This is a genomic window from Oenococcus sp. (assembly GCF_047725585.1).
In the GTDB taxonomy this organism is placed as follows: Bacteria; Bacillota; Bacilli; order Lactobacillales; family Lactobacillaceae; genus Oenococcus; species Oenococcus kitaharae_A.
On the sequence record NZ_JBDNNF010000004.1, the window covers coordinates 170,613 to 191,280 of the forward strand.

Consider the following 20,668-nt stretch of genomic DNA (forward strand, 5'->3'; position numbering starts at 1 on the left):
ATATGACCATGAACAAAGCTAAAAGCGATTATGGTCCTTTATTCAGCAAAATTAGACAAGAAAAAAATCTGTTATTGACAGATTTGGAAGAAGAGGGGCTCTCGCGCTCTTTTATTGGTAAATTTGAAAAGGGCAAAACGAAAATCTCGGCTGATCGCTTTTTTCGCCTGCTGTCGAAAATTCAGGTCACGCCGGATGAATTTTTATCTCGACAGTATGGTGGCCAAACGCCTGATTATTTTAGCCGTTTGGCTGACCGAATCGAAAATAACGATGGCAAAGCTGGGCATATCCAAACAAACTTGCAACTGGAAAAAGAGATCAGCCGAGATTATGCGGCCGATCCCAGCAATCTGGCGGCCAAATATCTCGGTATCATGCTGCATTACATGAATGAAATCGCGATCTTGGTTCGGGACAATCGCATGGCAGACTATTACCGCGTGCGGGCTGCATTTGAAAAAGCCAGTGATGAGATATTGAATTATTTGTTCAATGTCGAGATTTGGGGAAAATTCGAGATTTATTTATATTCAAGTTTTTCAATGGCTTTTTCGCCTGAAACACGCATGCTCTTACTCAAATCAGCTTTGAAATCCAGTGATTACCTTCGTGACATTGCAAACGACGGAGATTTTGCCTTTGAAGATTACAAAATCCTGCTAACTGTCATGTCAAACCAAATTTACGATGATTTAACCAGTATGAAAAAGACTCTTGAGATGTTCAATGAGCGTTTGCAAGAAAGGCCGGATATCCGTTTTAAAGCTGAGTATTTATTTGAATTAGGTTTATACGAGATCGCGACCGGCAATCAAGCTAGAGGCGAGGCGCGAGCCAATAATGTGATTAAAGTCTTGACTTTGTTAGCGGATGAGGAGGAAGCAAAAGTCTTGGCTTATTTTTTGCAGCGTTTTAAAACTTATCTTAAAAAGAAAGAGACTGGCAAAGACAAGCCTGATGACCGTACTATGCGTCTGTGGCTTTAATTGCGATGCTTCAGCCAGGAATAGCCGCCAAAAGCCACTACCCAAATCGCAGTTCCGACAACGGCTGGCAAGGTATCGCTTTGAAAGCCCATCGAGACGAAAATAAATGCCATAAAGGCAATTGTCAGCGGATCTAAAATTTTAGGTTTCGGCATTAAAAAACCGTCCGGCAGATAATCGGATGATTGAATATATTTTCTGTGAGCGAGCAGAGTCAGAATATAAATCAAGAGATAGGCACCGGAACTGACGCTGGCGATGACCGAAAACGCATCATTAATTGTTGGGATGGAGTAGATAATCGGCGAAACGGCCACGACCAAAGCAGAAAACATAATGGCACGAGCCGGAACGCCTTTGTCACTGATGACTGCAAAAGTTTTCTTGAAATGGCCCTTAGAATCTAAAGCCAGCTGGTACAGATGGCGTCCGGAAGAGTACAACACCGAATTTAGAGCACTGGCAGCTGCTGTTAGGACAACAAAATTAATCAAGCCGGCCGCCCAGCTAATGCCCAACAGCTTAAAGACCCAGACGAAGGGTGACTGTTTGGGATCCAAGGAACGCCAAGGATAGATGGCCATAATTGCCAGCAGGGCGCCGACGTAAAAAATCAAAATTCTGAAGATAATCTGATTGATAGCTCGCGGCAGTACTTGACGCGGGTTTTTCGTCTCACTGGTCGTGATACCGACGAATTCAATTCCTTGGTAGGCAAAGAAAACCATTGGAAACGCCATGACAAACTTCATCCAGCCATTAGGAAAAAGCTGAAAATGAGTCGTGATATTGACTAAACTGGCGTGGCCAACAGGCGTCTTGAAATTAACTGCAGCCATAAAAATACCAGTCAGAATTAAAGCAACAATAGCCGAAATTTTGATCATGGCAAACCAGAATTCCGCCTCACCAAAGAATTTCACCGTGATTAAATTGATAGACATGATCATCAAAAGAAAAGCGATCTGTATCAGCCACATGGGAATCTTGGGAAACCAGAACTGGAAATAAATACCGACGGCCGTCAGCTCGCCCATCCCCATAAAAACAATTGATAGCCAATAGGTCCAGCCTGAGAAAAAACCAAAGGGTCGGCCTAGATACTTTGTAATAAAATTAATGAAAGTGTGCTGGCTGGGATCCATGTAAAGCATTTCACCCATGGCGCGCGTGAGCAGGAACATAAAAGTGCCGGCTAATAGATAGACCAGCATAATGGACGGCCCAGTAAAGGCGATCGAGCGCGAGGACCCTAAGAACAATCCCGTCCCAATCGTGCCGCCGATAGCAATGAGCTGTACGTGGCGGTTAGATAATTCGCGTTTCATGTGATTATGGCTGTCGTTAATTTTTTTCATTACTCTACATACTAAGGCATCCTTGCTTATAATAGAAACATGTATTTGAAAGGGGCTCATTTGCCATGACTGATAAAAAGAAATTTTACATAACCACACCGATCTACTATCCATCCGGAAAATTACAATTAGGAAACACTTATACAACAGTGCTTGCCGATGCAACGGCACGTTTTCATCGTGCTTTAGGCGAGGATGTCTTTTTCCTGACTGGTACCGATGAACACGGCCTGAAGATTCAACAAAAGGCCGAAGCTTCCGGAAAAAGCGAAATGGCTTATCTGGATGAAATGGCGGCCGGCATTAAAAAATTGTGGAAACTGATGGACATTTCCTATGACAAATTCATCCGGACGACTGATGAGTATCATGAGAAAGCTGTTCAGCATATTTTCAAAAAATTTATGGATGAAGGCGATATCTATAAAGGCGAATATGTGGGTTGGTATTCTGTATCCGACGAAGAGTATTTTACCGAATCGCAGCTGGCTGAAGTTTACCGCGATGAGAATGGCAAAGTGACAGGCGGTAAAGCGCCATCCGGACACGAAGTGCAGCTGGTAAAAGAAGAGACTTATTTCTTCAAGATGAGCAAATATGCTGATTGGCTTTTGCAGTATTATTCTGATCACCCTGAATTTTTGCAGCCGGAAAGCCGCATGAATGAAATGATTACGAACTTCATTAAACCGGGCTTAGAAGACTTGGCTGTGACACGCACCAGCTTCAATTGGGGCGTGCCGGTGCCTGGCGATGAAAGACACGTTATTTATGTCTGGATTGACGCCTTGTCCAACTATATTACGGCTTTAGGCTATGATCCAGATTTGGGCGGCTTTGATCAGCAGCCGGACTTATTCAAAAAGTTCTGGCCGGCCGATGTCCAATTAGTTGGTAAAGAAATTGTCCGTTTTCACACCATTTACTGGCCGATTATGCTGCATGCTTTGGGATTGCCTTTGCCCGGCGAAGTCTTAGGCCACGGCTGGCTTGTCATGAAAAACGGGAAAATGTCTAAATCCAAGGGTAATGTTATTTATCCTGAGACACTAGAAAGCCGCTATGGTTTGGATGCGGTTCGTTACTACCTATTGCGCAGTATGCCATTTGGCAACGATGGTGTGTTCTCACCTGAAGATTTTGTTAACCGCGTCAATTTTGATCTCGCTAATGATTTGGGTAACTTGCTGAATCGCACGGTTTCGATGATTAACCGTTATGAAAATGGCCATATTCCAGCGCTGGGGCATGCAGCTGATTCGGACGCTGATTTAGAAGAAACAGCAGCACAAGCTATTGAAAACTTCAAAAGTGAGATGGCACAGATCCATACGGCGGATGCTTTGGAAGCTGTCTGGACGTTGATTCGCCGAACGAATAAATACATTGATGAGACGCAGCCCTGGGTGCTGGATAAAAATGGCGATCAAACAGCTTTGGATGACGTGATGGCCCATCTGGCTGCCTCGCTGCGTGTTGCCGGCAGCCTGCTGCAGCCGGTTCTGACACAATCGCCAGCTAAGATTTTCCAGCAATTAGGATTAAAGGACGTGCCTCCAATTGCCGGCCTGTCTTTTGCCGATCTGCCTGAAAATGCGATTGTCTCAGCCCAAGCGGTTCCTTTGTTTCCACGCTTGGATGTTAAAAAAGAAGTTGCCTTTATTTCTTCTCTTGTCCAAAAAGATACAAAGGGCAAAGGACGTGCCCATATGGAAGCAGCTAAAGAAAGGGCGCGTGAAGAAGAACAGCAGCCAGAAATTGTCTATGATGATTTTGCCAAACTGCGTTTGATCGCTGGGAAAATCAAATCGGGCGAGTTCTTAGCGAATTCCAAGAAATTGATTAAATGGCAAATTGATGATGGCAGCGAAAAGGGCCGTCAAATCTTATCGGGAATCCGTGAATGGTATCCGGATCCTTCTGTCCTAGTGGGCAAGACTGTTGTGATCGTTGCCAACTTGAAGGCAAGAAAAATGGCTGGTGAAATCAGCCAAGGTATGATTTTATGTGCGGAAAACAGTGATGGGAACGTGATGGTCACCCAGCTGCCTGATGAAATCGAAGCCGGAGCAGTGATTAATTAATCACTGCTTTTTATTTTTGAAGACAAAAAGTTTGGAAAAGACATAATTTAAAACAATTGCTGCGACTTGAATCACCATGGACCAAATAAAAGTATTGGCGAGCACCGGCGATCCGATAAAGCTTTTAACAAGCGGCCAAGTTGTGATCCCGGATTGGTAGTTGAGGTGATCCAGCAAAAATAGTTTGATAAAGAAAGATCCGAATTTTTCGATGCACAGCCAGGTTACAAACAGATCTAAAAAGAACACGAAGAGGCGGGCAGCGACGAATTTCATGAATTGACTGAGAAGAGAGCTCTTTTCGGCTTTCGTAAAGACCCATATTTTATTCGTAATAAAAGCGAATAGAATGGCTGAAACTTGTGCGATAATCACGGCCAAAAGTGCGTTTTGGCTAATATGCACAGTTAAAAAACGTGCAACGAAGTAGACGATGGTTGTTAAAACACCAAAAATTAGATAGAGAATTAATTCCTTATGTTGTTCCCAAGAGCTTTTCATTGCTGACTTAACTATTTTAGCTTAATTTAGCGGAAAGCAAATTTTTGTTAATAATTATCAATTTCTAAAATTAGCTTTTGCCAAGTTCGTTATAATAAAGCAGAGAATGACGAAGTCGCAGAAACACTATTTACCCTTCAAAAGATTGATTGATATTGCCGGGAGTATTGTCGGCATTATTTTGTTGTCCTGGCTTTTTTTAATTCTGATTATTTTGCAAAAAATCAATGACCCTAAAGACCCTGTCTTCTATCGGCATGACCGTGTCGGCAAACACCATAAGCATTTTAAGCTGATTAAATTCCGTTCCATGCGGACTGATGCTGACCAGTATTTTCAAAAACATCCTGATAGTTACCAGCTTTTTGTTGATAACGATTACAAATTCCCTGCTGGTGAAGATCCCCGTGTAACAAAATTTGGCCGGGTTTTAAGGCGGACTAGCCTAGATGAACTGCCGCAGCTCTTTAATATTTTGTTCGGTCAGATGTCGATTGTTGGGCCACGTCCCGTGACCGAGCCTGAATTGCGTTATTATGGCGATCACGTTGATCAATTCTTAAGTGTCCTTCCAGGCGCAATGGGCCTCTGGCAGGCAACAGGCCGTTCGGATATCAAGTATCCGGAACGTGCAGATCTTGATTTGGAATACGTCGATCATATTGGTTTTTGGTATGACTGGTATATTGTCTACCTGACGATGAAGGCCATTTTCAGTCGCGAAGGTGCCTATTGATGACAGCTAAGATTTACGTTGCTTCGCATAAAATTTATCCTATGCCAAAAGACCCGCTTTATCAGCCTATCTGGGTCGGGCACGCTGGATCGAAAAATCCGCTCGACATGCCGGCCGGATGGATCGGGGATGACACAGGCGACAATATCAGCGACAAAAATAGCTCTTTTAATGAGCTGACAGCCTTATATTGGGCTTGGAAGAATTCTGATGCTGATGTGATTGGCCTAGTTCATTATCGCCGCTATTTTTCCATGAATCACAAAAAAGGGCTGACCAATATTTTGACGCAAGCCCAATTAGATGCACTGCTGAAGCAAGATCAAATTATTTTGCCCAAACAGCGCCATTACTACATAGAGACTAATTATTCCCACTATATCCATGCGCACCATGCTCAGCCGATTGATCTGGTTCGCACGCTTATTGGCAAGGACTTTCAGGCTAGTTATGATAAAATCATGCAGCGCCGCAGTCAACATTTATTCAATATGATGATCATGAGCCGTCAAGAGCTGGATGAGTATGCCGGCTGGCTGTTTCCGATTTTGTTCCAACTCGAGAAAGAAATTGACCGCAGCGATTATGATGCTTATGAGAAACGTGTTTTTGGTTTTGTCGGTGAACGGCTGCTGGATATCTTTTTAGATGCCAAGGGCAAGAGTTTCACTGAAATACCCTTCGTTTTTGAAGAAAAACAGAACTGGATTAAAAAAGGCGGTCTTTTTCTGGCTAGGAAAGTCACAGGAGGAAGAAATGGCAAATAAATTCAACACGAAAAATTATGATTACTTGATTGTAGGCGCCGGTCCCTTTGGATCCATTTTTGCTTATGAGGCTGCTAAATTTGGTAAACGCTCATTGCTGATCGAAAAGCGTCCCTACATTGGCGGTAATATGCACACGCACACTGAGCATGGCATTACCGTCCATGATTTTGGTGCTCATATTTTCCATACTGATAACAAAGAGGTTTGGAATTTTGTTAACCATTTCGCTGATTTCAATAATTACCAGAATCAAGTCATCGCAAACTATAAGGGCGAACTCTATAATCTGCCATTCAATATGAATACTTTCTACGAGATGTGGGGAGTCAAGACGCCGGCCGAGGCCAAAGCCAAGATCGAAGAGCAGAAAAAGTCTGCTGGTATTGAAGGAGAGCCGCGTAATTTAGAGGAGCAGGCTATTTCTCTGATTGGCACGGACATCTACGAAAAATTGATTAAGGGCTATACGGAAAAACAGTGGGGAAGAAAAGCCACTGAATTACCAGCCTTTATCATCAAACGCTTGCCGGTCCGCTTCATTTTCGATAATAATTACTTCAACCATCGCTACCAAGGAATTCCGATCGGCGGTTACACCCAGCTTTTTGACAAGTGGCTGGCTTCTGATTTGATTGATGTGAAGACAGATGCGGATTTCTTTGCCCATAAGGAAGATTGCATCCGCGAATTCCCACGGATTGTCTATACAGGGATGATTGACCGTTTCTTTGATTATCAGTTCGGCGAATTGGAATACCGCAGCTTGAAATTTGAATCCGAAACTTTGGACATGGATAACTATCAAGGAAATTCTGTGATTAATTATACGGATGCTCAGACGCCTTATACGCGTGTCATGGAGTGGCGTCACTTCGATGGCCTAGCTGACCCTGGCAAGACGATTGTCACACGGGAATACCCGCAGAATTGGGATCGGACCAAAGAAGCTTATTATCCTGTCAATAACCAGAAGAACACTGAGATCTACAAAAAATATGCTAAGTTAGCCCGTGAGCATAAAAAACAGTTCATTTTTGGCGGTCGTCTGGGCTTATATCGCTATTTCGACATGGATCAAGTTATCAATGCGACCTTTAATACAGTCAAACAAGAATTTGGACTTGCTGAAGATTATCGTTTTGACACAAATTATTAATGTTCACACAACCTCAGCATTAGTGTATTTTGCGGGGTTTTATTTTTCTGTATTTTAATTGAAATATTGTATAATGCATCGGTTGTGTAAAATGGAATGAAAGAGCTGAGCATTGGATTTACAGAAAAAATTTAAAAAAATAGTTAGCGGCATCAATGATTTTAAGTCTAAACAGAATCCCGCTATGTCAGCCAGTGCGCCTTTTCCGCGTTGGCTTTTTTATCCGCTCATTGTACTCATTTCATCGACCTTTGATATTTGGTTTGTTCAATTCCAAATTCAGGTCGGTATGAATCAAACACTTGTCGAGCGCGTCCAGGCAGCTACAAATTTTGTCGTCAATGCCTTCATTCCTGGCAGCCAGAATCATCAATTTATTTTAAATCTGATTTTTGTGCTGGCTTTTTTTGGGTTAATTTTAGCGATTACGAACCGTTTTTGGCTAACCTTTATTTTAAATAATCTCATCTTTATTGTTTTTGCGATTGCAGATAATCAAAAGCTGATTTATCGAAATGAATCAATACTGCCTTCGGATCTGTCTCAATTGACTAATCCGCTTACGTTAGTAAATTTTATTGGTATCAGCGCAGGTAAGTTTGTGATGCTAGTGGTTCTTGCGATACTAGTCATTGTTATCTTATATTTTTTATTCCGCCGCTTTGATTCACGCATTAAATTTGCTAAATGGTTTGTTCGCGTACCTTTATTTGTCCTATCTGCGCTAATTATTTTTTCTGCACGCAATCTCTATACCAGTAACACACTGCCAGATAGGGTTGCTTCGCGGCTCAATGATTCGCCTATCCCTTGGGATGTTAATTATGATCAACGGTCTAATGGTGCCATATATTCATTCATGCGTTTTTTTGACAACAAGGTCATGAATATGCCACAAGGCTATTCACGTGCAGCTATGGCTAAAATTGATCGGAAATATAAAAAAGTTGCTAACCAAATCAATGCCAATCGGCCCAATTATTTAGATAAACAAACTGTTATTTATATCTTAAGTGAGAGTTTTTCTGACCCCTTGCGTGTGCCGGGTTTACATGTGAATCCAGATCCGATTCCAAAAATAAGAGCACTCAAGGATAGGACTACTTCAGGGTATATGCTAAGTTCAGGCTATGGTGGCGGAACAGCTAATTTGGAATACCAGGCATTGACCGGTCTCTCGCTAACTAATTTTCTGCCCACAGTCACGTCACCGTATGTGCAGGTGGTTCCTTCATCCAACTATTTGCCAAACATTAGTAATACTTGGGCGATCAAAAATGCCATCCATCCTTTCTTGCCAGTAACTTATGGTCGGTCCACGGTATATAAAAAATTTGGCTTTCAAAAATTTTATACACTTTACAACCCCAAAATTAAATATCAGAATAGGATTGATAATAATCCTTATGTCAGTGATCGTGCTGCTTATCAAAATGTTTTATGGCAGTTATCCAAAAATGCGAAACCACAATTTATTCAGATGCCTACAATGCAGAATCACCTTGGATATAGTAACTGGTATAAAAACTATACTTTTGATATAACTTCGACGTTCCAACAGTCTAACTCCGAAGTTGATAATGTTAAGACTTACGTTCAGGGAGCAAGTATGACAGATACCGCGACTGAATGGTTTTTGCAACAATTAGATCGAATTAATCGCCCTATTACTGTGGTCTGGTATGGCGACCATTTGCCGGGTATTTATGATAGTGAAATGAGCGACCCTAATAATTTATTGCCACTTCATGAGACGGATTATTTTATTTACTCTAATAAAGCCAGTGCTTCTCATAATACAAAATTAGATGATCAGAATAACTTTACTTCGCCAAATTATTTTCAGGCTCTATCAGCTGAACACATGAATGCCAAAGTATCTCCCTTTTTAGCTATGCTGACTGAACTGCGGCAGCAATTACCCGCATCCTCTAATGCATTAGCAAAAAGTGGTTCTGATATCTGGCAAACAAATGATCGTAAGAATATTTTTTTGAATAATCAAGGCCAGCAGATTCCAAATAGTCAGTTATCTAGTGCTCAAAGAACTTTGCTACGAGATTATAGGATGGTGCAATATGATATTGTTAAGGGTCGGCATTACATCAAAAGCGATGGTTTCATGCAAAACCCTAAATAAAGTGTCCACAAGGGCTTTTTAATCGTCCCCTAGTATTCTAATGAACAATCCTATAAAATATGAGTAATGTCTATTTTGCCTAAAAAATTGGCTCTGATCGTTCCCGTCCATAACGAAGAAGAAAATATATCTCTGTTTTACAACACAGTAAAAGCTAATCTGACCAGGCAAAGTTTGAATTCCTTACCAGAAGATTTTCATGAGCTTATTTGTGATTTCTGGTATATCGATGATGGGTCCGCTGATACGACCTTGGACAAAATAAAAGCCCTTCAGGCAGTTGATAAATCGGTACATTTTATATCATTTTCGAGAAATTTCGGCAAAGAAGCAGCCATTTATGCCGGCCTCTCATATACCCAAAACTATGATTATGTTGCCTTAATGGATGTTGATTTGCAGGATCCGCCATCTCTTTTACCTACGATGCTTGAAAAATTAGTAACTGAGAATTTGGACAGTGTAGCCACTAGAAGGGCAGATAGAAAGGGCGAAAAGGTTTTGATTAGTTTCTTTTCTAATTTGTTCTATCAAATGCTTTCCAAAATATCTTCAACCAAACTCGTTAGTGGTGCACGTGATTATAGAATAATGTCTCAAGCGATGGTTAAAGCAGTATTAGCATTACCAGAAAACCAGCGTTTTTCTAAGGGGCTTTTCTCTTGGGTGGGATTTAAAACCGAATATATCAGCTATGAAAACGTTAACCGCCAGAGAGGGCAAAGTAGTTGGGGGTTTTGGAAATTGTTTAGATACGCCATCACTGGTTTGATCTCTTTTTCTACCGTACCTTTAACGTTTGTGGCTGCTTTGGGGTTGCTCGTAACTTTTGTAGCGGGACTTGGTGCCATTTTTTTGATCATTAGAAAAATTATTGATCCAACAGTTGCGATTGGTGGTTGGACAACGGTGGTCGTTGTTATTACCTTTTTTGGTGGGTTGCAGATGTTTAGCTTGGGAATTGTAGGTAGATATATTGCTGCAATTTTTCTCGAAACTAAAAGACGGCCCATGTATATTGAAAAAGAAAGAAAATAATGAAGATGGTAAAAATCTTTCGAAACTATTTTTCAGACTTAATTTTGTTATGTGGTTTGATCGTCACTGCTTTAATTCTATACTCTGCAGTCTTTTCTTTTCCTAATTTAGGTTTCGGCGATAATACATCTTTCCTAGATGTTTCTGCCGTTTTACTGATTTTTATCTTTACTACGTTTTTAGTCTTTTGGTTTTTGAATTATTTTTCGTCTAAGGTTCATAGCAAAGAACTGTTTTTTCTTTTGCTTTTCTTTATGGCCGTTCAAATATTTTTTGTAGTCTCATATCATGTGATTCCTAACACCGATACGGGTTACATTTTCTTACAGTCACAAAATTTAGCTCAGAATCATTTTTCTTGGTCACATTACTTTGCAGTTTATCCAAATAACGTCAATATTGCCATTTTTTGGAGTGGAATCTATCGAATTGGCAATTTGTTCTCCATTGGCAATCTTGCATTATTTGGTTCTTATTTCCAGCTATTCCTCCTAGATTTGAGTATTCTATTTCTTTCTTATGTTCTGAAGAAGTTTTACTCCTTTAAAATTGCGGCTACGTTTGCTATTTTTTCTTTTTTATTTGTTCCATTGACTTTTTTTGTTTTACCAGTTTACAGTGACCTGATTTCAATTGTTATATTATTTTCTTCGATTTCTTTTCTGATTCTTGCATTACAAGATAGTGGGGAATTCAAAAGATTCCTATTTCTGTTTTTTTTAACAGTGACGTTAATTCTTGGCTACTTTCTTAGGACTAATTTAATAGTTATTGTGATTGCTTTGTTTTTAACTATTTTCTTAACCAAGAGATTCAGTTTTAAAAACAAAATCTTATTTCTGATAACTTTTGCATTCTCTTTCTTGTTTTTATTTAGTTTTTTTTCTACTATGCAAAGAGCAAACAAATTCACGCCACAGCCAAATGCTGTTACACCTGCCTTGCGTTATGTTTATATGGGTTTGAATCCCACGACTCAGGGAGAAATTAACGGAACAGATGCTTGGAAGTTTGAAACTCAAGGATATAGCAAAACTAAGAAAAATAAATTATATCGAAAAGCTATTAATGAACGATTGAAGGGCTATGACTCACTTGGACTTATTCATCACTTGATAGATAAGGTAAATTTCATGTTTTCATCTGGTACTTTTAATCAGGATTTAGGGTTGCTAGCTAATAAAAATGGTTCTGAAAGTTGGCAAGTCCGACATCTCTTTATTTGGACGAACATTTTCCACGGTTTTTATGTATTAATGTTTGTGCTGCTTAGTTATGGCTGTTTTAGTCATTTTAGAAAGAAGCAGGATGATCCTTTATTTATATTCTCTATTTTGAGCGTTCTTGGGATATTTAGCTTCCAAGTTATTTTCTGGGAAGTACGAGATCGTTACATGCTGCCAATGATTCCGTTTGTTTTGTTGGCATCCGCTTTTTCGAAAAATGATTTTGATCGCTCCAAGATGGCACAGCATTTTAATAATGCTAAGAATAGTTTGCTTCACAAAGGATGGCTGGCACTTGTTTTGGCGTTGGGGGTCTTTTCGTGCTTTTCGTTTTTAAGAAATTACAATTTAACCGAACGTATTCAGGTGTATACGGACTTTGTTCAGATCCAGCCCTTTCAACGTTATGCAGGACTTGAAGATTTTGATTTGCCACCCCAAAGTCGTTATAGTTTTCCTATCCATTTAAAGCAACCTGCTAATTTGTTTCAGCTCCCTTATCGGAGCTATGAAAAAGGATTTCAAGCGGAATTAATATTTCAAAAAAATGGGAGAAAATATCAACTTAATAATGGCCAAAACCGTGTTGCTGGTCGTTTTCCTGCGGGTAAATATTCTTTAATCGTTCAAAATACAGATCACGATTATATAACTACAAGAATGATTGTCAATGCGGGTACAGCCAACATGGGGTCTGCGTCTCTTCAGTCACGTGGACATAATTTGATTCCTACATATGAATTTGATCGAACTGTTGAAAGACCTTTAATCTCACGAAAAGGACTGGCTGGATTGATTTTTGGGCCATATTTGTTAAGTGTTTTGTTATGGATACCATCTGTTAGAAAACGAAAGATTTAGTATGCCTAAGATACAGAAAAAGAGAATCACCTATATAGACGTTGCTCGCGGTATTGCCTTATTGCTGGTCATTGTCACTCACGCAGGTATTGGTTGGTGGGTAAATGATGGCTACGCACAGCGGATAACGAATTTCATTATGATTGGCAATTTGCCGATTTTCTTTTTTCTATCTGGTTTTTTGTTCCACGACTATAGCTGGAAAAAACGGATTATTAATACACTAAATAATCTGATTGTTCCTTACGTATTTGGGTCTTTGATGATTGTTGCCTTGGCCTGGTTATTGAATTGGCCAGTTAAAAGCACTTTAGCTGGTGCTATCTATGGTAATGGCGGACATGACCTTACTTTATTGGGCGATTTGGCACCAATTGGTGCCATTTGGTTTTTCTTAGCCATGGCAATCTCTGTTTTAACTTTTTCTTTGCTTGTGGAACTGGTTAATTTTACCAGGCTGCCAGAGTTTTCCAGACGCATCATTGTTCTCCTTGCATCTCTGCTTATCTTTTTTATAATTGTACGGCACGAATTTGTGCCTTATCTATGGCCCTTTGACATACAGAGCGGCCTGTTGGGATCCACTTTTCTGGCTTTGGGCTACTTGTTCAAATATTTATTCGACGAGAGGACCCGACAATTTCATTTTATTCAGACGCCTTATTTTGCCCTCCTTTGTTTGGCTGTATGGGTATATATATCGAAGACAAATATCTTTTATTTTGTATCAGCTGTAATTAATGGAAATGCTTGGCAGACCCTGCTGGCGGCATTTGCATCGATTATTGTGATATTAGATTTGGCAATTTGGCTGGATAAAAAAATTCACGGCTGGATGGCTTGGATTGGACGGAATTCGGGAATGCTGATGGTGACGCACGACTGGGTCTTGATCTTCTTGCAAGTCCAATTGGTGAATAGATATCTTTACATACTGCACTTAAATAATTATTTAGGCTGGACCCTAGCGGCTTTGATCATTGCCTTTCTGACCTTTGTAACTGCCTTTCTGATTAATCGCAGCCATTTCGTGCAAACGATCTTTTTTCAAAGAAACTGGCCGCTTAAAGTACAATAGCATTAGCTTCGTTATAATTAATTCTTGGATTGGAAAATATGAAAACATACTCTTTATTAGACTTATTAAAATTGCTCATTAAAAAATGGTGGATTTGGCTTTTAACGGCGATTATTTTTGCTGGCTTTGGCTTTGCCTATTCTAGGATGGCTGCGTTTAGAACATACCACGCTAATGCGGTGCTGACAATTTCGCATAACTATAGCAATTTCGGTGATAACGACAAAAAGAATAGTGATGCCAATGCGCTTGATCTGACTCAGAGCGACATCCTTCTGCAGAATTCGATTCAAGCACTGATTAAGAATTCAGCGATTACAGATGACGCAAAAAAAACGGTTGCGTTTTCTTCGGGAGATGTGACAGTGACTTCGCCGGATAATAGCGTCTTAATGCATATCAGTGCGAGTGCTGCTAATAAGAGAAAAGCTGTCCGTATCGTGAACGCATTAGCTGCGTCGACAAAAAAAGTTCTTCCTCGGATCCTGCCCGCTGCCGGAAAAGTGATTGTTGCACAAAAGGCGACCAACACAGTCCGTGAGACAGGGCCTAGTACACGAAAGTTCACTTTGATAGGCGCTGCTTTGGGACTTGTTCTTTCTGGTGCTGTGCTTTTATGGAATGATATAAAGGATAAATTGAAGTAATGTCGGCTTGGCTGATATTTTTTTCTTTATTTGTAAAGCAATTTACAAATGTGATCCCGCAACCCTTCACGGTGTTGCCTTTTTTTGTTTTCTCGGCCTATCTCATTTTTAAGGTGACACTTCAACCAAAAGAATTGTTTCAGGAGAAAATCTTTCAAGGCAAGATTGTCCTATACTTTGTCCTGCTCACCGTCTCTGAAATTATTTTACTGATTTGGAATTATAGTAAGTTTGGGTCTGATTCCCAAGATTTCAATATTTTGGGCTCTTTTTTTGGCTTTCTCTCAACGATTCTATCTTTGTTGATTGTGTATCTGCTGTTATTTTGCAGTATTCGATCTGATGCAGATATGTACAGATATATCCGCGGTACGATTCTGACTTTAGCTGTTATGGGTATTTTAGTGTTAGTTCCGCAATTGATCGTTGCTACTGGTAAGAATTGGACCTTGAGCTGGGTGAACTACATCGACCAATCAATTTTACCCAGATGGGGGATTGTTGGTGATTATGTGAAAGGTTCTTATGCGGCTACCATGCATCGCGCAAACGGACTAGAGATTGAACCGGCTTTTTTGGCCGGACAACTGGCAGTTGTATTTCTGCCATGGGTGCTATCAGCTGTCAAACACGGCTATTCCTTCATCAAAAATAAATTTGGTCAGTTTCCGACTGAAGCCTACGTACTACTATTCTTTATTGCCGCTGTCTTTGCATTGGCTAAGACCACGACCGGGTTGGTGGCAATTGGCTTGACAGGGCTGGTTTTGGTCTGGGATATGCGTGGCGGAACGCAAAAATTTTTCATCACGATGGCAATACTAGGTCTTGCAGCGATCACGCTGGCCTATTTCACAATTAATTCAATTCACGGTTTTTTGGATGGTTATTTGTTTGCCAAGGGCGGCCAATCTGCCTCTAATCGAACAGGCGGCACAATAGGCTTGTTTCTGACTTTTTTGCATTATCCCTTGTTTGGGGTTGGAAATGGCTATGTGAGTCATTACATTGTTCAGTTTGCGCCACGAAACACAAAATTAAACGTTGAGTATCTTTGGGGATTCAGTCATCACTATGCGGTTTTGTCTGATTGGGGTGGTTTTCTGGCTCAGTATGGTTTGTTATTCTTCCTGCCGATCATACGTAAGGTAAGAGAACTATTCTATGATTTCCGCACCAAGATGCCGCAAGATAATTTAACAATTTTTGTCAAAGATGCCGCCAAATATACGATGATTATGTATGGCGTGTTAGCTCTATTCGACTTTAATTGGTTCAGCTATTATTCATTGATTTCTATTTTTGTTTTTGTCAGATTTGTTCAATATCGAATGAAGGAAACACAGGTGTTAAAATCATAAAGATGTCTAAATTATTTATTGAAAATACTGAGAACATAACCGTGAGCGCCGTGGTTGTTACGTATAATCGTTTGGATTTGCTAAAACAATCTATTGCCGCTTTGCAGAACCAGCATAGTGCGAGTCTGAAACACATTATTATTGTGAATGGCGCCTCAACAGACGGCACAAAAGATTGGGTCTTAACAGAAGAAAAAAAAGACACCAAGATTATTTTTGTTGATCTGCCAAAAAACGTGGGTGGCGCTGGCGGTTTTAATCAAGGCGTGCGTGCCTTTATTCAGCAGACCAATGATGATTTCGTCTGGCTGATGGATGATGACTCGCTGGTGACAGATGATGCCTTAGATCGGCTATTAGAGGTATGGCAATTAGACCCCACAGCTGGTATGGCCGCCAGTCACGATATCTGGAAAGACGGGACTTGGGCTAATATGAACATGGCTGCACCCTTATTTTCCGATAAAATCAAGGTTTATTATGGGGATGCACCTTTTGTCCGCATCAAACATTCGACTTTTGTCTCAACAATCATCTCTCGGATGGCGGTTCTCAAAGTTGGTTTGCCGCAAAAAGAATACTTTATTTGGGGGGATGATATTGAATATACCCAACGTGTAACGCACTTCTTCCCGGGTTTTTTTGTCCGTAATTCGATCGTGGTACATGCCAGCGGGAAGAATCCGTTGCCAGGAGATATTTCTGGTGAAAAGGTTAGAGCCCGTTTGCCTCGTTACCTGAATGAATTCAGAAATCGCCTTTGCACGTCCAAGCGCCGTCATTCACTACCGAAATATATAAAAACGCTGGGTCATAATGCCTATGATTTTGTCAAAGTGTTACTAACACCAGGCGTGAAGTTCCGTTTTGCGAAGTTGGGAATCATTATCAAAGGTACTTGGAATGGCTTCTTCTTTAATCCGCCGATTGAGTATGGCGATCCTGATTATGAGTATCGTGCTGAGGTGATGGAGAAAATATGGAAGTGAAATCCCACTGTTCCTTGGATCAACGTTAAGAAAATTAATGGATATTATAAAAAAACAATTACGTCACGGCATTTTTTTTACAGCTATTGGCCAATATGCCGGTGTTGTGTCCAATTTTTTTATCAGCATTGTTTTATCTAGGATTTTAGGACCCAGTGTCTATGGTGTGTTAAACATCATGCTGGTGCTGCTGCCATTTTTTCAGTTGATCACGAGTTTGGGAGTTGGACCAGCTATTGTCCAAAATAAAGAATTAAACGATCGAGATTATTCTTCTTTATTTAAGATTTTATTTGCGATTTCACTTGTGGCGTTTGTTCTTTTCGGGGCTTTAGGTATTCCCTTTGCTTTGATATATCGAAATCCGATCTATTATCAGCTGAGTTGGTTTTTGGCACCTTTAGTTTTGTTATCGATTGTTTCAATTGTGCCAGTGGCTATTCTGCAAAAAAGACAAGATTTTAAAAAACTGAATTTCACCGGTTTATTTGCCTATATCATTGGCGGTATTTTAGGAATTGCCGCTGCTTTTGGTGGATGGGGTATATATGCCTTGGTAATTTCTAACCTTTTGCCATCTTTGATCAATTTTATCTTTTATTTTTATTTTTCAGGTTTGAAATTGCTAAAGGGTTATGACAGGGGCTCCTTTACAAAAATCAGATCTTTTTCTGGATATCAGATGGTTTTTGGTATCTTTAATTATTTCGCCGGAAACATGGACAACTTGGTCATCGGTAAATTTTTTGGACAGAAAGATTTAGGAAATTATGGTAAATCCTTTCAACTCGTTGTTTATCCCAACAATATGTTTGCTGGGGTAATTGTGCCTGTCATGCAACCGGTTCTTAGCAATTTTGAGTCGGATATTGATACGATCAAGAAAATATACCATCGTGTCATTAACGTTCTAATGATTGCTGGAATCCCACTATCTGTGTATTTGTTTGCGAATGCCGATTTAATCATTGAGTTTTTATTCGGGCCGAAATGGTCTGGCGCTATTTTTCCATTCCGTATACTGGCTTTAACGACTTGGATACATATGACAACTTCCACTTTAGGAGCGATTTACCAAGCGAGGAATAAAACCAAAGAGTTAATGAATATAGGATTCTTTGAATTTGCAATTACGGCTATTTTCATTGTTTTTGGTGTTTTTACAAAATCAATTAATGGTATGGCTTTGATGATGACGATTCACTATTACATCATTTTTTGGGTGTCTTTTGGGTACCTGTCGCGAAGAGTTTTAGATGATAAATTAAGGTCTTATATCATAATGATTTTCAAGCCATTAGTTGCTTCTTTAATCGGCTACTTGAGTATGTTTGTACCTCAGATATTTGGTCTTGATTTGCGTTCTGTATTCTGGCAGCTGCTTTTAAATTCAATGTTATTTTGGTTCTTTACGATTATCCCTTTATTTTTTATGGGTGAGATCAAAAATTTGTATCATTTGTTTAAATAATAGATTTTCTTTAATAATATGATTTTTTGCAATCCTATTCTCAGAATTGTCTTAGTTAGTAATAGACTTGTAAGTGTTAAATAGTTTTTGAGGGATTTTATGCGTTTAAAAGAAGAAACAAGTTTATTCAAATCAGTTCCAAGATATTTAATCTCATTTGTTTTCTTTTTTTTGTTGATCTTGGTTCCTACTATTTTCGGTTTTGGCGCGTCAGCCGACACCAATGTCATCCCCAATACCTCTGTTACTCAAAGTGTTAAACAAGATAATCAAGCTGATAATACTGCAACCAGTAGCGACGCGACAAACAGCACTAGCACCTCTCCTGAAACCGCTGCAACTAGTCAGCCAAACGTATTAGGAAACACCGCAGATGCTAATTCTTCTGCGGCGTCTTCATCGGACAGTAGTGATTCATCGAGTACTCAGCAGAACGCCCCTCAGCCTGGCAATTTGCCGTCTGACAATACAGCAAATAATTCAGATACCAACGAGCCACCTGCGATTCCATCGAAATTCAAAGTGGGGGACATTGTTCAAATCAGCGCATCTGCTGTTTCAGAATCTAACGGTTATAACCTGATTCCACACCGGAATTGGGTGGGTAAAGTTTTATCTATTTCCACAGTATCGAATGGCTCTGGCTATGAGTATATGGTTTCTTTCTATGATGGCGAACATAACGACCATGTCTTGGAACAGGATTTGTCTCGTTATGCGGATCCGGTTTTTGCTATTGGTGACAAAGTTGAAATTGGGTCTTATGCCCAGACTGAATCTAACGGTTACGATTTAGCGCCACATCGTGGTTGGGTTGGTACCGTTGCAAGCCAACAGCCGTTCAGCGGTTCCCACTCTTTGTGGGAATATAAAATTAATTTTCAGAATGGCTATGAGAATGATTATGTACTAGAACAGGATCTTATCCCTGCTAGTTGGGAACCGGCAGCTCCAACTATTAGTGGCAATGATTATCACATAAATATGAGTCAGACGAATAGCGGTAGCCAAAATGACCAGCTGTTGCAAACTGCTCTTTATTACGCTTCTCAACATTCGGGTACAAATATCCAGTTGCCACAAGGAGACTATTTTATTGGTGCAGCAGGGCCGCAGAATCTTTCTTCTACCGCCGGAAATATCATTTTATCTTCCAATACCACGATTAATGGTAACCAAACAAATCTAATTGTTGATGGCCAGTCAATTTGGGTAGGCTTGGCTACCGGTCTTAGAGCCATTGATGGTGTTTCAAATTTTACCATGTCAAATTTGAATGTGAAAGCTAGGGATTTGGTCAATGGCAATTTCTTCATCGTGATGGCTGATCATGGTAATAATTGGCAAGTTCATGACAATAGTTTTACGATGGTGAATACTGAAGGCGAACATATTTTTGATCTTGGCGGCATTCAAAATTCGACTTTTTCAAATAATAAATTTATTGGTTATGCACCAAATCTTAAAAAAGTAGCTAGGCTGGATATGAATGACGGCCATGATTATTATGCTGAGGCTATCCAATTGGATGCTTCTTCTAATAATCATGTCTGGGATGCTGATTATATTTCTAAAATTGATTCAGACAGCGCAGAGCATAATGCTCAGACACAAGAATCAAATAACATCACTATTTCCAATAACCAATTCCTGCCTTATTTAGATGATCATGGTAATGTTTTGGCTTATTCTACAGGGGTTGGTCAGCATTCCACGCCTGTTGGGAATATAACGGTCACAGGCAACCTGTTTGTTAACCCACTCGTTGATTGGGTAGAAACGGTCTGGCCTAGTCATCATCTGGCACCAATACATTTTTGGTCAGGTTATGAGAGCCTTAATGTGTCAAATAACACTGTTGTTGGTGTGTTTCCTATTCCTAGTGCAAGCGCACAGTTGGTCAATAATCAAAGAGTGGTTACCGGTAGTGTTATTACTGCTGTTAAATACGGCATTCGATCTGACGGGAGTGATGATTGGTATATCGATCCCAACCTCAGGATTAGAGTAACGCAGGCCGGGAACTCGCTTACCATAGTTCCCAATTCAACTGGTAGATTTACATTTACCGTGCCAGTTTCTTGGGGCTGGGATGTGCCTAATATCTCTCTATATGCCTTTTCTAGTTCAGTGGATCCATTGAACAGTAGTGATATATGGCAAAGTTCCATGGAAAATCTTGCATTGCCAGTCGGGGAAGGACCACGTTTCCGAGTCGGTCAGCAAGTTCAACTGCAAGGCAATGCCTGGAGTGAAACCAACG

14 protein-coding genes and 2 pseudogenes are annotated in these 20,668 nt (G+C 40.2%); 14 read left to right on the forward strand and 2 right to left on the reverse strand.

Features of this window, described 5'->3' with window-relative positions; translation table 11 throughout:
- Positions 1-2: 2 nt before the first annotated feature.
- The gene (locus ABF487_RS06725) at positions 3-989 is read left to right on the forward strand and encodes a helix-turn-helix domain-containing protein (protein ID WP_415634874.1); all 987 of its coding nucleotides are present in this window, start codon (positions 3-5) and stop codon (positions 987-989) included.
- Here ABF487_RS06725 and ABF487_RS06730 read toward each other — a convergent pair.
- A complete protein-coding gene (locus tag ABF487_RS06730; protein ID WP_415634875.1) occupies positions 986-2,347 on the reverse strand; it encodes an amino acid permease in 1,362 nt (453 codons plus the stop codon). The genes ABF487_RS06725 and ABF487_RS06730 overlap by 4 nt on opposite strands.
- A gap of 53 nt (positions 2,348-2,400) precedes the next feature.
- Here ABF487_RS06730 and metG point away from each other — a divergent pair.
- A pseudogene (metG, locus tag ABF487_RS06735) lies at positions 2,401-4,431 on the forward strand (methionine--tRNA ligase); the annotation flags it as partial.
- Here metG and ABF487_RS06740 read toward each other — a convergent pair.
- Positions 4,432-4,932, reverse strand: a complete 501-nt coding sequence (locus tag ABF487_RS06740; RefSeq protein ID WP_415632501.1) for a GtrA family protein — start codon at positions 4,930-4,932, stop codon at positions 4,432-4,434.
- 106 nt (positions 4,933-5,038) lie between these two features.
- Here ABF487_RS06740 and ABF487_RS06745 point away from each other — a divergent pair, with 106 nt between their 5' ends.
- From ABF487_RS06745 to ABF487_RS06800, 12 genes and pseudogenes are all read left to right on the forward strand, one after another.
- Complete coding sequence (locus ABF487_RS06745) at positions 5,039-5,668, forward strand: sugar transferase (RefSeq protein WP_415634876.1); 630 nt, start codon at positions 5,039-5,041, stop codon at positions 5,666-5,668.
- Positions 5,668-6,435: a DUF4422 domain-containing protein gene (locus ABF487_RS06750; protein ID WP_415634877.1), complete on the forward strand. Its 768-nt coding sequence runs from the start codon at positions 5,668-5,670 to the stop codon at positions 6,433-6,435. Before ABF487_RS06745 ends, ABF487_RS06750 begins: the two co-directional genes overlap by 1 nt.
- Positions 6,425-7,594, forward strand: a complete 1,170-nt coding sequence (gene glf, locus ABF487_RS06755) for a UDP-galactopyranose mutase (protein ID WP_415634878.1) — start codon at positions 6,425-6,427, stop codon at positions 7,592-7,594. Before ABF487_RS06750 ends, glf begins: the two co-directional genes overlap by 11 nt.
- A 112-nt stretch (positions 7,595-7,706) precedes the next feature.
- Positions 7,707-9,734, forward strand: coding sequence for a sulfatase-like hydrolase/transferase (locus ABF487_RS06760; protein WP_415634879.1), 2,028 nt, complete (start codon positions 7,707-7,709; stop codon positions 9,732-9,734).
- Positions 9,735-9,800: 66 nt separating this feature from the next.
- Positions 9,801-10,772 carry a glycosyltransferase family 2 protein gene (locus ABF487_RS06765; RefSeq protein ID WP_415634880.1) on the forward strand — a complete coding sequence of 324 codons (972 nt, stop codon included), beginning with the start codon at positions 9,801-9,803 and terminating at the stop codon, positions 10,770-10,772.
- A 5-nt stretch (positions 10,773-10,777) separates the two neighbouring features.
- Complete coding sequence (locus ABF487_RS06770) at positions 10,778-12,859, forward strand: hypothetical protein (protein ID WP_415634881.1); 2,082 nt, start codon at positions 10,778-10,780, stop codon at positions 12,857-12,859.
- Between the two features lies 1 nt (position 12,860).
- Positions 12,861-13,937 carry an acyltransferase family protein gene (locus tag ABF487_RS06775; protein WP_415634882.1) on the forward strand — a complete coding sequence of 359 codons (1,077 nt, stop codon included), beginning with the start codon at positions 12,861-12,863 and terminating at the stop codon, positions 13,935-13,937.
- Positions 13,938-13,975: 38 nt separating this feature from the next.
- Positions 13,976-14,584: a Wzz/FepE/Etk N-terminal domain-containing protein gene (locus ABF487_RS06780; protein ID WP_415625243.1), complete on the forward strand. Its 609-nt coding sequence runs from the start codon at positions 13,976-13,978 to the stop codon at positions 14,582-14,584.
- A 113-nt stretch (positions 14,585-14,697) separates the two neighbouring features.
- Positions 14,698-15,945: a hypothetical protein gene (locus ABF487_RS06785; RefSeq protein ID WP_415634883.1), complete on the forward strand. Its 1,248-nt coding sequence runs from the start codon at positions 14,698-14,700 to the stop codon at positions 15,943-15,945.
- 2 nt (positions 15,946-15,947) lie between these two features.
- Positions 15,948-16,934 carry a glycosyltransferase family 2 protein gene (locus ABF487_RS06790; protein ID WP_415634884.1) on the forward strand — a complete coding sequence of 329 codons (987 nt, stop codon included), beginning with the start codon at positions 15,948-15,950 and terminating at the stop codon, positions 16,932-16,934.
- 37 nt (positions 16,935-16,971) lie between these two features.
- A complete protein-coding gene (locus ABF487_RS06795) occupies positions 16,972-18,405 on the forward strand; it encodes a lipopolysaccharide biosynthesis protein (protein ID WP_415634885.1) in 1,434 nt (477 codons plus the stop codon).
- Between the two features lie 99 nt (positions 18,406-18,504).
- A pseudogene (locus tag ABF487_RS06800) lies at positions 18,505-20,668 on the forward strand (hypothetical protein); the annotation flags it as partial.